The organism is Caballeronia catudaia (assembly GCF_001544755.2).
Taxonomy (GTDB): Bacteria; Pseudomonadota; Gammaproteobacteria; order Burkholderiales; family Burkholderiaceae; genus Caballeronia; species Caballeronia catudaia.
Genome location: NZ_FCOF02000005.1, coordinates 280,113 through 293,931, shown reverse-complemented (window position 1 = coordinate 293,931; position 13,819 = coordinate 280,113). Strand labels below are relative to the sequence as shown.

Sequence of the window (13,819 nt, the reverse complement as noted above, 5' to 3'; positions counted from 1 at the left end):
ACTGCAGTCGACGTAGAGGTCGATAACGTGTCGATGCCGGTCGAGAGCGAGCCAACTGCAGTCGACGTAGAGGTCGACAAGGTATCGATGTTGGTGGACAACGAACCGACGACCGTCGAGGTCGACGTCGATAACGTGTCGACGCCCGTCGAGAGCGAGCCGATTGCAGTCGAGGTCGAGGTCGACAACGTATCGATGCCCGTGGAGAGCGAACCGGCCACGGTCGAGGTGGAACTCGACAAGGAATTGATTCCAGAGGAAAGCGAAACTGCGGTGGTCGAAGTCGACGCGGACAGCTCTTCAACGCCGGTCGAGAGCGAGCCGACAACCGTCGAGGTCGATGCGGAAAGCGTGTCGATACCGGTCGAGAGCGAGCCGATGGCAGTCGAGGTCGAGCCCGACAAAGCGTCGATGCTGCTCGACAGGGAGCCCGCCACCGTCGACGTTGAGGTAGACAGCGATTCGATACCCGTCGACAGCGAGACAGCTGTGGTCGAGGTCGAGGTCGACAACGAATCGATACCGGTCGACAGTGAAACGACGGCGGTCGAGGCCGAGGTGGAAATGGTGTCGACGCTGGTGGAAAGCGAACTGACGTTGGTCGATAGGGAACCAACCGTCGTGGAGAGCGAATTCACGGTCGTGGACATCGAACTGACCGTGGTGGACATCGAATTCACCGTTGTCGATATGGAACTCACGGTGGTCGAGACAGAATCGACGCTGGTAGACAGCGAGGACACGCTTGTCGACGTGGAACGCGACAGCGAGAAGAGCTGACTGCCGTTCACTGCGTCTGTACTGATGACCGTCACGGCGCCGGGCGTCAAGCCCGTGATGCCGTGGACGTTCATGGAAAGCTGCCCGTTGATCATCACCGGCGCATTGAGCGTGACCATCGATGCATATGCGTTGATTCCGGCGGAAGTGGACATCGTAATTCCGCCGGCAGTGGACAACACAAACATTTCGCTGCCGCCCGCGCCCATGCTGACACGATCAGGTCCTTGCAAGACTGACCACGCGCCCCAGTTTTGGTTTGCGTCATACGCCACCATCCCAGCGCCGAACCCGCCTGCCCCGTCGCACATCGCCCCATTGGTCTGGAGCCCCGGGGCCGCCGAAGTCAGACACTCGTTGCCCGTGCCGCCGGTCACTGGAGTCCCCATCAAACCCATGGCGTACGAATTGGCCGGTGCGGCGTGAGCGCCGGCAGCGGCAGCCGCCGTCGCCGCAACGACCACAGTCATCAGCCGCCTGCCCCCTTTACCTCGGCCAGCCGCGTTTTCGGACGCCACGGTCCACGTTTCTGCCGCTTCGTTCCAAACGACCCGATAAACTTTGTTCATGCTCACGACCTCATCTCTTTAGCGCTTTTGTTATGGCAGTCACACGACTTGTCTTTCGATAAAGTTGTTCGCGAGAAACGGATTCTGTAGTTGACGGTGCGCAACAACAGTCCGAAAAACTAATTCGAGGTGCGCATTCTTCGCGAGTCGGGACCGAATTTCTATTCAGAAATTCCTAAAGAAATGAAAATCCGCAACGATTTCTTGCTTGGTTTTACTTCGCATCGCGAAGCACATGGTTGGGCTCGTATCTTGACCGATTGAAAGTGAGGAGTACGAGATGTTGATAACGCGAACAACGATTGCCTTCAGATTGCAATATTCAAAATATATTTGCCTGAAGTCATTAACATCATTTAATGAGCAACAAACTGGCGCTCATTGACGCGGCGCGCAAGCAAAAAAGCGCGCCGCGGTTCCCCGCCAGCGCGCCTCGATCAGTCATCGACGCCTCAAAGCGACAACAACTTCCTCGCCTCCTTCGCCGTCGCGACCGGCCTCCCATACTCCGCGCACAGCGACGCCACGCGACTCACCAGTTGCGCGTTGCTCTTCGCGAGCGTGTCCTTGTCCCAGCGCACGTTGTCCTCGAGCCCGGTACGGCAATGCCCGCCCAACTGCAGCGTCCAGTGATTCACTTCCAGTTGATGACGACCGATGCCCGCGGCCGTCCAGGTCGCATCGGGCAGATTCTTCCTGAGCTGCTCGACCTCGAATTCGAGGATCTCGAGCCGCGCCGGCAACGCATTCTTCACGCCAAGCACGAACTGCACGTGAACCGGCGACTTGAGCAAGCCCTGATTCACGAGATCGACGGTGCTGTAAAGCATTGCCAGATCGAAGATTTCGATCTCGGGCTTGACGTTGTGATCGAGCATCGTCTGCGCGAGCGAGCGCACGAAATCGGGCGGATTCTCATAAACGGTGGTCGGAAAATTGACCGAGCCCGTCGCGAGCGACGCCATGTCGGGCTTCAGATCCAGCATAGCGCCGCGCTGCTCGAACGAGCGCCCGCGCCCGCCCGTCGAAAACTGGATGATGATGTCCGGGCAGTGCTTACGAATGCCCTCCTGCAATTCCGCGAAGCGATGACGGTCCGAGCTCGAGCGCTCATCTTCGTCGCGCACGTGCAGATGGACGAGCGTTGCGCCCGCTTCATACGCCTCGTGCGTGCTCTCGACCTGCTCGGCGATGGTGATCGGCACCGCGGGGTTGTCTTTCTTGCGCGGCACCGAGCCGGTGATGGCAACCGATATGACGCAGGGTTCTTTCGTAGGGGATTGGGTCACGCTTCGCTCCTTGATGGCGCCATCGTTCGGAAACATCGCGGGGACCGCGAATGGCGCTCAAATTTGAACCAACTGGTACATTTTCGATGTTGAGGCATTGTCCTTCCCGCTGCAAGCCACACAAACCCTAACGCCTCAAGTAGGTCGCGTTCGTACGACGAATCGCCCCGCGACACGCTCTCATTGCCGCTCGGCGTACTCCGCGAGCATTCGACCGACCTGCTCGTCGGTGATCGCCGGCTTGATGTCGAACATGAACAGGTCGGCCCATTCGTGCGCCCAGCGCGCGAGCGGTTGGACGTCGTCGCATTCGCATACGGCGATGCCCCAGATGGAGCCAATCGCGTGCCAGCGCCCAAGCAAATGAATGCCGTCCGGCGGCGCGCCGCGAGTTTGCAGGAATCGCTCGGCCGCCTGTCTTTCGACATCGGGTTGCGCCGTCCAGTTGACGATGAATAGCATGGCTCGATCCTCCTGTTGGAACGCCATGAAACGGCGCGACGCGCCGGGCTCGCCGCCGAATCGGCGGTTCAGCCGATTCGGCTCATCCAGTATAGAAGCCAAGGGAGAACGTCACCGATTGCATTCTGCGTATTGCATTGCGCATTCAAAGCGGCCGCGATGCACTATGCTTTTTGCCACCGGATCAACCCGGCGCGACGACGGCGGCGGTCAGTGCATCACGACGACGGGCGCCGCGAGCACCGGCTGCGCATACGTCACGCGCACGGCCGGCGCGACCGCATAGGCGGATACGAAGACGGCGGGCGGCCTCGGCGGAGGCGGCGGCACGGCAACCGCCACGGACGCTGCGACCGGCTCGACCACGACGGTGCGCGCGGGCACGTAGTAGTAAACCGGTCTCGGCGGCGGCGCGTAGTAATACACGGGCCGCGGCGGCGCATAGACGACGGCGGGCGCCACATAGGAAACCTGCACGCTCGTTCCAGCCGACGCGGTCTTCGCGCAAGTCAGGCTGATGGCGGCAACGGCGGAAACACTGAGCAAACGAATATTCATGGTGAAGTCCTCATGCATCGCAAGGTTGTCGTTTCGGCAGAGCGTGAAGCGCTCAAGTGCCGGCGATGACAACGATAGCGAAGCGCCGCGCGCGGCGTGAGGCATAACTTATTTCAAACGATGTCGCCGAAAACACCAGGCATCGTCGATGAAATACGGCGACACGATTCGTAGCATCCCCAAGATTGCGTTCGCCACGCGGCTCAATAGAATGGCATCACCGTTTCACGATCATTCGAATCGAATCAGGGAGAGCGCCATGCGAAAGATCCTCGTCATCCTTGCCGCATGCGCGGCGTGCGTCACCCCGGGCGCCGCGTTCGCGCAGACCGCAACGCAGCCGATGGGCGCGAGCCCGCGCGTCGAACACGCGCTCGTCCAGTTGCAGAGCCGCTTCGCGAGCGCCAACACGACGCACGACGGCAAGCTCACCCGTGAACAGGCATCGGCCGGCATGCCGATGGTGGCGAAGCATTTCGACGAAATCGACACGCAAAAGAACGGCTTCGTGACCCTGCCGCAGATCGAAGCCTTCATGCACGAGCACGCCGCGCAACGCTGATCCGGAGCCCACATGGAAACCCTGCCGAAGATCATCGTGCTCGACGACGAAGCCGAACTGCGCAACATGCTGCAGCGTTTTCTGAGTTCGCAGGGTTTCGAGGTGCGCGTCGTCGAGAACGGCAAGCGGCTCGACCGCTACCTTCAGCGCGAGCCTTACGATCTGCTCGTGCTCGACTGGATGATGGAGCCCGAAGACGGCCTTTCCGTCTGCAAGCGCCTGCGCGCGGAAGGCCAGACGCTGCCGATCCTGATGCTCACCGCGAAGGGCGATCCAGTCGACAAGGTGGTCGGCCTGGAAACCGGCGCCGATGATTACCTCGCCAAGCCATTCCTGCCGCAGGAGCTCGTCGCGCGCGTGCGGGCGTTGCTGCGCCGCCAGAAGATCGCCGCCGGCGATCCGACGCTCACGCAGCAAATCATTCGTTTCGGCGATTTCCGTCTCGATCTCGGCAAACAGAAGCTGTATCGCAAGGACGAGTCGTTCGAGATTCATTCCGCGCAGATGCAACTGCTGAGCGCGCTCGGCTCGTCGCCGAATCGAGCGGTCAGCCGCGACAACCTCATCGCCCGCACGCGCGGCCGCGATCACGACGCGCTCGATCGCAGCATCGACGTGCAAGTGTTGCGGCTGCGGCAGATCGTCGAGGAAGATCCGGGCAAGCCGCGTTTCATCAAGACCGTATGGGGCGTCGGCTACATGCTGCTCGCGGAAATCGAGTCATGAGCGTGCGCGTCGTGCCGCGCTCGCTCTTCGCGCGCAACGTTCTCCTGCTCGTCGCGCTGGTCGCGGTGAGCCAGGTCTGCGCGATCGCGGTGCTGCTGCATTTCATCCAGGCGCCGCGGATCGAGCGGGCGGCGGGCGCTTTCGCGAACTATATCGTTGCGCTCGACACGCTTCTCGAGACGACGCCGCCCGGCGCCAGGCAAACCGTCCTCTCGCGCCTCGACCTGCGCGCGGACCTTCCCGCCGGCGCGAGCACGGCGGCGCCGGACTCGCGGCTGCGCTTCTATCAATCGTATTGGCGGCGCACTTTCATCGAGAGTCTGCGGCGTCATCTGCCGCCGGACATGCTCGTGCGCTGGCAAGGCGGCGACACGACCGAAGACGGTCAGCAACGTCTGTGGATTCGCGCGCATCTGTCGGGCGAGCCGCGGTGGCTTGCGCTGCCGGTACCGGAAGCCGCGCACGACGACGGCCTCGCCACGGCGCTCCTTCTTTCGCTCGGCCTGGGCGCGCTCGCGTTCGCGACGGCCTATGTGATCCAACGCCACCTGAACCGCCCGCTTGCGCATCTCGCCGATGCCGCGCGGCTCGTTTCCGCAGGCGGCGAGCCCGGTGTCCTCCCGACCGACGGACCCACCGAAATCGCGCAGGTCAGCGGCGCGTTCAACCGCATGACGGCCGCGCTGAAGGAAGCCGAAGCCACGCGTGCGCTGATGCTCGCGGGCATATCGCACGACATCCGCACCCCAATGACGAAGCTGCGCCTCGCGATGGCGATGTCCTCGGTCCCGTCGACGGACGCGGCCTTCGCGGCATCGGCGGAAGGCTATCTCGATACCATCGACACGATTCTCCAGCAGTTCATGGACTACGCGGGCAGCGGTGCGAAGGAGACGCCCGTCGTCGGCGATCTCAATGCGCTGATCGCGAACCTTGCCGCGGATTTCGCCGGACTGGGGCATGAATTCGCGCTCGATCTCGGCGAGATCGAGCCGTTCCCTTTTCGTCCGATCAGCATGATGCGCATGCTCATGAACCTGATGCAGAACGCGGTGCTGTACGGCGTCGTCGGGCTGGAGGTGCGCACGTGGACCGACAGGCACGCGAACACTGCGTGCGTCGTGATCGCGGACCGCGGCAAGGGGCTCGGCGGTCAGGATCCGGAAGCGCTCAAGCAGCCGTTCAAACGCGGCGGGGGCGAGGGTCAGCCGAAGGGCACGGGCCTCGGGCTCGCGATCGTCGAGCGCATCGCGCGGCTGCACGGCGGCACGCTGGAATTGCGGGCGCGTGAAGGCGGCGGCGCACAATCGTGCCTCGTGCTGCCGCTTTCGGGAGACGCCGCACGCTAACGATCGATCCCCGGCCTCCGCTTCCGGACGCGCAACGGATTTTCCTTTCCTCCATCCGTGACCCATACTGAGTCTGTAGGAGGAAACCTCATGGAACCGTCTATCGACTCTGGCGCTTCGTTCAAGCGCACGCCGCGCGATGGCGCCCCGACGTTGAACGTCCGTCTGTCGGACGCCGACGCCATTCCGTTTCCGACCCGCACGGTCGAACGCGGCGACGCGCTGTATTGCGCGGGCGAGCCGCTGCGAAGCCTGTACACGGTGCAAAGCGGCTGTTTCAAGACGGTGGCGACCTATCCGAGCGCCGACGACGACAGCGCCCCGCACACGCAGGTCACCGGCTTTCACTTCGCGAATGAAACCCTCGGGCTCGACGGCGTGTGCACGAGCCGCCATGAGAGCGACGCAGTCGCGCTCGAACCGAGCGTCGTGCGGATCATGCCGGTCGGCATCCTGGAGCCTCTGTGCCGCGAATATGCGTCGATGCAGCACGAACTGCTTGCGATCATGAGCGCGGAAATCGTGCGCGCGTCGCGTCTTGCGCTGATGCTCGGCACCATGCCCGCGCGCGAGCGCGTGGCCGCGTTCCTGCTGGATTTCTCGGAGCGGCTGGAGGCGGACGCGGCGTCATCCGTCGAACCCAGGGCTGAACTTCTCCTGCCGATGACGCGCGCGGATATCGGCAGCTATCTCGGGCTCGAACTGGAAACCGTGAGCCGCATGCTGTCGAAGCTCCAGCGCGAAGGCGCGATTGGGCTCAATGGTCGGCAGGTGCGCATCGTCGATCGGGCGATGCTCGCGCATCAATGACGAACGTTCGTCGTTCTTCACCCACCCGCTACGCCCATCGGCCGCGCAGCGGGCCGGAGATGAGAGGCTGAGCCAGAAAGTCATGCGGTGCGATGAGACGGACCGTGCGCGATCGACTGCCGCCCCGCATAGGGGCAACACTAATAAACCGACACGAATTCAAGTTTCCACTTAAAAAACACCCAACACCGCAGCCCCCGTGACCTTTCCTTCGCGCAAGTCGGCGAGCGCACGATTCGCGTCATCGAGCGCATAGCACGTCGTATGCAGATCCAGACGAAACTCATCCGCGATACGCATGAACGCGCGCCCATCCTCGCGCGTAAGATTCGCGACGGACACGACGCGCCGCTCGCCCCACAGCAGGTCATAGGGAAACGAAGGAATGTCGCTCATGTGGATGCCGCCGCACACGACGGCGCCGCCATTCGTCACCGCCCTGAGCGCCGCTGGCACGAGCGCGCCGGCCGGTGCAAAGATGAGCGCGGCGTCGAGCTCGTCGGGCGGGGCTTCGTCGCTGCCGCCGGCCCAATGCGCGTTCAGATGGAGCGCGAGCCTCTGCGCGGCGAGATCGCCCGGACGTGTGAACGCATAGACCGCGCGCCCCTGATGCCGCGCGACCTGCGCGACGATATGCGCCGCCGCGCCGAAGCCGTAGATGCCGATGCGTTGCGCATCGCCGGCCATCGCCAGCGTCCGGTAGCCGATGAGTCCCGCGCACAGAAGCGGCGCCGCTTCCACGTCCGAATAACGCTGCGGCAAGTGCAGGCAATAGCGCGCATCCGCGACGACGCGCTCCGCATAGCCGCCGTCGATCGTATAGCCCGTGAAGCCGGGCGTATCGCAGAGATTTTCGCGACCCGACGCGCAGTAGCGGCAATGCCCGCACGTGGACCCGAGCCACGGCACGCCCACGCGATCGCCGGGCGCGAAGCCCGTCACGCCCGCGCCGAGCCGCGCGACTGTTCCCACGATTTCATGTCCTGGAATCACCGGCCGCTTCGGATGCGCGAGCTCGCCGTCGACGATATGCAGGTCGGTTCGGCACACGCCGCACGCACGCACGTCGATGAGCAATTCACCCGCACGCGGCGACGGGTCCGGCAGATCGACCGCGTGCAGCCGAGGTGCATCGCCGTGAAAGATCATTGCACGCATCAAGATGTCTCCAGGCGCATGGAAATGAATATTGCAGTGCAGCGTTCGGGCGAAGCTACGGTGCGCGACAAATCTCCGTGGTGCACTGATGCACGCCCATCGAGCGCGTGCCAAAAGCAATGATGCACTGCGCTCGTCTCTGGCAATTCCAGAAACATGCGTCGATATGTCTCCGAAGCTTGTCGCGTAAGCCTCAGATTGTCGTACTAAACTTCAGACATGCAATGACGAAACGAACACGCGCTAGCAACGGCTTTCGGCATCCGTCTTGCTTGAATGGTTCGAAGGCGCATCGCTGGAATTGCGATCCCATGCATGCATAACGAACGCACGTGCGATGGAACCCATTACATGCGGCGATATTAAACTTATCTCCCGTGCGCAGTTCGAACCCGAGATCGCGGCTGCACATCGGGCCGCGCCGTAACGCCCTAAACAATACGCGCGGCGCAAGCCGCCATTCCATCGACGCTCATGGCCGGCGCAAACGTGCCGAGCGTCTCGTCCATCGAATGTTTCATGGAGGATGACATGCGTATCACGGTCAAGCTGGATGGCTTCGAAGGCGCTCAATCGGCTGCTTTCGCCATCCTGTGGCTCGACAAGGAAACACGCCGCTGGTCGCGCGAGGGCCACCAGGCAGTGGAAGTTCCGGACTGGGGCGGTCTGCGCTCGGGTTCGAACGGCACGATGATCTGCGGACAGCACGTGGAAGATCCCATCTGCGTGCTCGAACGCCTCGATTTCGATGCGCCGAACGGCCCGCGCGAAGGTCTGGCGGGACGCGTGCTGTGGTATGCGGATGGCGCAGGCGTGAAAAGCACCGGACGCTGGCACGTGCAGTGCATCGACCGGGAACAGATCAAGGCGGAACACAGCGTTTTCGCTGACGAGGAGGACAGTTGAAGCCTTGAACGCAGGAATCGTCAGGGCTCGTCGCTCGGCAACGGTGTGAGCATCACGACGAACGACGCAGCCCCGATGAGAATCGCGAGCACGCCGTAGTACATCACGGCGGTCTCGTCGAAAAGCAGACCGCGCAGCGCCGCATGGATGCCGCCCAGCGAGAGGAACACGGCGCCCAGAGCCGCTACGATGCGCCCTTCACCCCTGATCATGATGTTCTCCCGACCCTCGGGCGGCTCGGCGCTTGCGCGGTCATCTGCTCGCGCCGCCGCCATGCTTCAATGGTCGCTTGCGCGCTGCGGCACGATTTGATCTGCATCAAATTCCGACCGCACGTCCCCCCGCGAAGACCGTTCGTTCTGGTGTTTTCCCTTGCCCCAAATCCACGGCTTATATTGGTAGTATCAGGTGCCGGGGTGCGCGTTGGCATGGTTTCGCGCACGGCCCGTGCCGGACGGGCCAGGCTCGCCTTTTTGCCCGCAAGCGTGGCTCGCATTCGACCGAGAAAACCCTGGGGAGGCACGATGAATCAAAACTTCAGCGATCCGTTCAGCCAGTTTGCCGCCATGTTCCAGCAGTACCAGCTTCCGGGGTTCGACGTCACCGCGATCATGGAATCGCGGCGCAAGGACGTCGAGGCGCTCGCGGCGACCAATCGCGTCGCGTTCGGCGGCATGGAAGCGCTGCGCGACAAACAACTCGAAATCCTGCGCCGGACCTTGGGCGACCTGGAAGCCATCGCGAGACAGTTGGCCACCACGTCGACTCAGCCTCCCTTCAACGCCAACGAAGTCGTGCAACGCGCGCTGCACAACGCTCTCGCCGACATGCAGGACATCGCGCGCACGACCCAGCAGACTCAGGCCGAAGCCTATGCGCTCGTCAGCAAGCGCATGGAAGACGCGCTGAACGAGCTGAAAGCTTCTATCGAGAAGCCCAAGACCTAGCCTCGCGTCTGCCTCGCGAGGCCCGGCCTCCGGCAACGACCCAGGCCGCGCGAGCGGCGGGCGGAGGTGCGTCATGCAATTCGAGGATTTCGCGGCGTTCGAGAAGGACGGCTGGGAGCATGTGGTCCAGTCGTACGAGGATTATTTCGGTAGGCTCACTGTCCAGTCGCATCCGGCGTTGCTCGATGCGCTTCAGATCGGTCCCGGCACGCGCATGCTCGATGTCGCCGCCGGGCCCGGCAATCTCGCCGCGGCGGCGATCGAGCGCGGCGCGACCGCGGCGGCCGTCGATTTCTCCGCGTCGATGATCGCGCATGCGCGCCAGCTTCATCCCGAGATCGAATTCCAGATCGCGGGCGCCGAGCATCTGCCCTTCGACGCCGAGAGCTTCGACGCGGTCGGCGTCAGCTTCGGCGTGCTGCATTTTCCGGAGCCCGAACGCGCGCTCGAAGAAGCCGCGCGCGTGCTGCGCCGGGGCGGACGCGTCGCGTTCACCGCGTGGGCGGCGCCCGAGCGGGCCGTCGGCTTCGGCATGGTGCTCGACGCCATTCAGGTTCACGGGAAACTCGATGTCGGTCTGCCGCCCTCACCGCCCTTCTTCCGCTTCAGCGATCCGGAAGAGTGTGTGCGCGTGCTGACGGAAGCGGGCTTTTCCGACGCGCGCGCCGACGAAGTCGAGCAGACCTGGCATCTCGTGCTGCCGGAAACACCGCTCGACGGGCTGATGCATGGCGGCGTGCGCATGGCGGCGCTGCTGCGCGCGCAATCGAAAGCCGCGCTTGCGTCGATCGAACAGGACGTGCGCACGGCCGTCAAGGCGTACTCGCAGCACGGCGAGCTGCTCGTGCCGATGCCCTGCGTGCTGGCTTCGGCTACGAAGCCCTGATTCGCGCCTACTTTTTGGCCTGCGTGGTGATCTGGAACATATCGACGGCCACCCGGTCGCGTCCGTACTTGCCCGCGAGCGCGGACAGGCGCTTCTCGACGGCGCGCAGATACTCGGTTTTCGCTTCGCTGTCGGGGCGCGGGGCGTCGAAAAGCGGCGCGGGCGCGACCGTCAGCACGATCATCTCCGAGCCGAACGGCTTGCCGACGACCCAATCGCCCATCGTGCCGATGGTCGCGGTGTAGTTCGGCGGCGCCTGATTGTCCCGCGAGCGCGCATTCGGAACCAGGTGCACGACGCTGCCGTCGAGCATGTAGTAATCGACGTTGACGTAGGAATCGAACCCGGGCGTCATCAGATCGACGATCAGCGGATCGCCTTCGATGAGCCGCGTCGCGCGCGACCGCGTGTGCACCGAAGCCGGTCTGCCCGACTGCCGGTTGGCCGTCCAGTAAGCGCCGAACACCTTGAGCAGATCGCATTTGTCGTCGGCGACCTGCTGCACGCCGAAGTTCGTGGTCTTCACGCCGGGAACGCGGCCGAGCGCTTCCTTGAGCCGCGCGAGGCCGTATTTCTGCGACACGAAGCCTTGCACGTCGACGGTCTGATCGTGCACCGACGCGACGAGCGCCGAGCACGGCACGCTCGCGAGCACGGGCGTGACGGCCGCCGTCGTGAGCTGGGGAACGGGCGTCGCGGGCACCGCGGGCGTAACGACCACGGCGGAAGCCGGCGGGGCGCCGGGCGCGTGCGGCGTCACTACGCCCGTCGCGCTGCCATCCGATGCGCGCGGCGGCGCTTCGCGCGCAGTGTCCTCGCCGCCTCTCGACTGATCGTAGAAATAGTAGCCCGCGCCCGCGATCGCCACCGTCGCGACCACCGCCGCGCCGAACGCGAGCTTCGGCGCGGCGCTTTTCTTCGCCTTGCGGCCCGCGGGCGTCGCGGCGTGGTCCTCGCTGATTTCGTCGAGGAATTGCGCGACGCTCGGCGTCCTCGCCTCGCGTTCGAACGCGAGCGCGGCCTTCAGCGCTTTCCACTGCTTGTTGCCGAGATTGTCCGGGCGCTGCGGCTTCATGCCCGCGCTCCTCGCCTGCAGCGCGGGCACGCGATCGAACGGATGCTTGCCCGTCAGCAGTTCATAGGCGATGCAGGCGAGCGCGTAAATATCGTCGCGCGGATCGGGCTCGCGATGCTCCATCATTTCCGGGCTCGCATACGCGGGGGTCATCGCGCCGAGGCTGCCGGGATCGAACACGGTCGCTTCGGATTCTTCTTCAGGACGTTGAATCACGCGCGAAATGCCGAAATCGATCACCTTCACTTCCGACGTGTCCGTCAAAAACACGTTGGCGGGCTTGAAGTCGCAGTGCACGAAGCCGCGCTCGTGCGCGTAAGCGAGTGCGTTGGCCATGCCCTTGAAGATCGGAAAAACTTCGGCGAACGGCATGCCCTTGAAATTCGGGTTCCGAAGCAATCGCGACAGCGGCTGGCCGGACAGATATTCCATCGTCAGATAGACGACCTGGCCGTCGCGGTCGAAGTCGTACACGGTGACGATGTTCCGATGCGCGAGCTGTTGCGCCTTGCGTGCCTCGCGCTGCAGCGCGATCAGCGATTTCGGATTGCCGCGAAACTGGAGATTGAGAACCTTGATCGCGACATACGGACGCCGGTCCGACGCTTCGAGCTTGCGCAGATCGAGCGCCTTGTACACGGTGCCCATGCCGCCGATGCCGAGGCACTCCTCCAGCACGAAGCGGCTGTTGAGCGTGTCGCCGACGCCCTTCATCTGCTGATCGCGGTCCACGATCACCTGCGTCGCCTGGCCGAAAGTGCCGCCGGTGCCGCTGCTCGGATCGCGCGATGGCGGCGGCGAAAAGCCGGGCGTGGTCTGCAGGCGCGTTTCGTCGCGGCCGGCGGAGCCCGTGGCGGAATCCGCATCGGGACGCGTGCGCGCGGCATGCTCGATGCGCCGCCGGATGGCCGCATAGATGTCGGGCGGCAACGGCCGCGCCGCATGTTCCTCGTCGAGGATCTCCATGAGCCGCTTCGGCGGCGTCTGCTCGGTCGCCAGTGCGCCGTCCACGCCGGCAAAGAACTCGTCGCGCGACCCGCCGTCGCCCCGATATATTCGTATCGCTTGCGCAAAACTTGTCATCTGTGGGACGCGACGCGGCTCCAATCGATCGACAATCCACTTGTCGTAACAACCCCCGGGGTGCTCTGTCGATACTAGCCTTCGCATGACGCTTGTGCAAATGGCGTTTTCGATCATGAGCGGTATCGCGCACATGTCGTTCGGAGACCGACACATCGATGACGAGTGTCGGCGTGTGAGCGGCATATCATTCGGCGCGGACGTTCGCACGGCGTGGCCGGAGTTGCTCAAAACCTCGACGAATCAAGGCGTTGTCGTGCTCTGACACGGTTGGGCCTCAATCTGGCACGGCTCTCGCATCGATTTTCGCAAGCGTCCTGCGGCAGAAGACTTCGGCCTTTTGCCGCCCTTGGCGTTTTCCCGACCGATGAGCGTCCACGCAGTTTGCCTATACTCATCGGACACGTCGACTCCCCATTACGGAGGAACACTCATGGCCGTCATCAAAATCAGGGATCTCGCCGACAGCGTCGAGCTCGACAGACAGGCGATGAACACGATCGTCGGCGGAGCGCGCGACGGCTTGCGCCCGTCGTTTCGCATCCGTCCGGCGTCGAACGTGAACCGTGTCGTCGATTATCCGGGCGTGCCGGTGAAGGATGTGCCGGTCGTCGCGAGCGGACCGTTCACGACGAAGATCGTCAAGAAGACTTGACGCT

General features: G+C 63.6%; 15 protein-coding genes and 2 pseudogenes. 9 read left to right on the top strand and 8 right to left on the bottom strand.

Going from position 1 to position 13,819, the window contains the following annotated elements:
• A pseudogene (locus AWB75_RS39420) lies at positions 1 to 854 on the bottom strand (adhesin); the annotation flags it as partial.
• On the opposite strand from AWB75_RS39420, the gene AWB75_RS38415 reads away from it, so the two are divergent.
• Positions 805 to 1,206, top strand: a complete 402-nt coding sequence (locus AWB75_RS38415) for a hypothetical protein (RefSeq protein ID WP_061123567.1) — start codon at positions 805 to 807, stop codon at positions 1,204 to 1,206. The pseudogene AWB75_RS39420 and the gene AWB75_RS38415 overlap by 50 nt on opposite strands.
• A gap of 56 nt (positions 1,207 to 1,262) precedes the next feature.
• Here the strand turns inward: AWB75_RS38415 and AWB75_RS39415 are convergent.
• The 4 genes and pseudogenes from AWB75_RS39415 to AWB75_RS08220 all read right to left on the bottom strand — a co-directional run.
• Positions 1,263 to 1,349 (bottom strand): annotated as a pseudogene (locus AWB75_RS39415) (ESPR domain-containing protein); the annotation flags it as partial.
• 452 nt (positions 1,350 to 1,801) lie between these two features.
• Entirely contained in the window at positions 1,802 to 2,674 is an 873-nt protein-coding gene (locus tag AWB75_RS08230; RefSeq protein ID WP_200822946.1) for a BKACE family enzyme, read from the bottom strand.
• A gap of 144 nt (positions 2,675 to 2,818) precedes the next feature.
• A complete protein-coding gene (locus AWB75_RS08225; protein ID WP_061123566.1) occupies positions 2,819 to 3,100 on the bottom strand; it encodes a DUF3303 domain-containing protein in 282 nt (93 codons plus the stop codon).
• 210 nt (positions 3,101 to 3,310) lie between these two features.
• A complete protein-coding gene (locus AWB75_RS08220) occupies positions 3,311 to 3,658 on the bottom strand; it encodes a hypothetical protein (RefSeq protein WP_087086533.1) in 348 nt (115 codons plus the stop codon).
• A 259-nt stretch (positions 3,659 to 3,917) separates the two neighbouring features.
• Here AWB75_RS08220 and AWB75_RS08215 point away from each other — a divergent pair, with 259 nt between their 5' ends.
• The 4 genes from AWB75_RS08215 (at position 3,918) to AWB75_RS08200 (ending at position 7,105) form a co-directional block, all read left to right on the top strand.
• Entirely contained in the window at positions 3,918 to 4,220 is a 303-nt protein-coding gene (locus tag AWB75_RS08215; protein WP_061123608.1) for an EF-hand domain-containing protein, read from the top strand.
• 12 nt (positions 4,221 to 4,232) lie between these two features.
• Positions 4,233 to 4,946, top strand: a complete 714-nt coding sequence (locus tag AWB75_RS08210; protein WP_061123565.1) for a response regulator — start codon at positions 4,233 to 4,235, stop codon at positions 4,944 to 4,946.
• On the top strand, positions 4,943 to 6,295 hold the full coding sequence (locus AWB75_RS08205; RefSeq protein WP_061123564.1) for an ATP-binding protein: 1,353 nt from the start codon (positions 4,943 to 4,945) through the stop codon (positions 6,293 to 6,295). The genes AWB75_RS08210 and AWB75_RS08205 overlap by 4 nt, the downstream gene beginning before the upstream one ends.
• Positions 6,296 to 6,385: 90 nt before the next feature.
• Complete coding sequence (locus AWB75_RS08200; RefSeq protein ID WP_061123563.1) at positions 6,386 to 7,105, top strand: helix-turn-helix domain-containing protein; 720 nt, start codon at positions 6,386 to 6,388, stop codon at positions 7,103 to 7,105.
• Positions 7,106 to 7,276: 171 nt separating this feature from the next.
• On the opposite strand, the gene AWB75_RS08195 is transcribed toward AWB75_RS08200, so the two are convergent.
• A complete protein-coding gene (locus tag AWB75_RS08195; protein ID WP_061123562.1) occupies positions 7,277 to 8,263 on the bottom strand; it encodes a zinc-dependent alcohol dehydrogenase family protein in 987 nt (328 codons plus the stop codon).
• A 531-nt stretch (positions 8,264 to 8,794) separates the two neighbouring features.
• On the opposite strand from AWB75_RS08195, the gene AWB75_RS08190 reads away from it, so the two are divergent.
• Positions 8,795 to 9,169 carry a DUF3564 family protein gene (locus tag AWB75_RS08190; RefSeq protein WP_061123607.1) on the top strand — a complete coding sequence of 125 codons (375 nt, stop codon included), beginning with the start codon at positions 8,795 to 8,797 and terminating at the stop codon, positions 9,167 to 9,169.
• A gap of 20 nt (positions 9,170 to 9,189) precedes the next feature.
• Here AWB75_RS08190 and AWB75_RS08185 read toward each other — a convergent pair whose 3' ends face one another.
• The gene (locus AWB75_RS08185) at positions 9,190 to 9,381 is read right to left on the bottom strand and encodes a DUF2964 family protein (RefSeq protein ID WP_061123606.1); all 192 of its coding nucleotides are present in this window, start codon (positions 9,379 to 9,381) and stop codon (positions 9,190 to 9,192) included.
• A gap of 216 nt (positions 9,382 to 9,597) precedes the next feature.
• On the opposite strand from AWB75_RS08185, the gene AWB75_RS08180 reads away from it, so the two are divergent.
• Together AWB75_RS08180 and AWB75_RS08175 are read left to right on the top strand one after the other, a co-directional pair.
• Complete coding sequence (locus AWB75_RS08180) at positions 9,598 to 10,116, top strand: phasin family protein (RefSeq protein WP_235012022.1); 519 nt, start codon at positions 9,598 to 9,600, stop codon at positions 10,114 to 10,116.
• Between the two features lie 73 nt (positions 10,117 to 10,189).
• Complete coding sequence (locus AWB75_RS08175; RefSeq protein WP_061123560.1) at positions 10,190 to 11,002, top strand: class I SAM-dependent methyltransferase; 813 nt, start codon at positions 10,190 to 10,192, stop codon at positions 11,000 to 11,002.
• A gap of 7 nt (positions 11,003 to 11,009) precedes the next feature.
• On the opposite strand, the gene AWB75_RS08170 is transcribed toward AWB75_RS08175, so the two are convergent.
• On the bottom strand, positions 11,010 to 13,160 hold the full coding sequence (locus tag AWB75_RS08170; RefSeq protein ID WP_061123559.1) for a serine/threonine protein kinase: 2,151 nt from the start codon (positions 13,158 to 13,160) through the stop codon (positions 11,010 to 11,012).
• A gap of 433 nt (positions 13,161 to 13,593) precedes the next feature.
• Between AWB75_RS08170 and AWB75_RS08160 the strand changes: the two genes are divergently transcribed.
• Complete coding sequence (locus tag AWB75_RS08160) at positions 13,594 to 13,815, top strand: hypothetical protein (RefSeq protein ID WP_061123557.1); 222 nt, start codon at positions 13,594 to 13,596, stop codon at positions 13,813 to 13,815.
• Positions 13,816 to 13,819 lie beyond the last annotated feature (4 nt).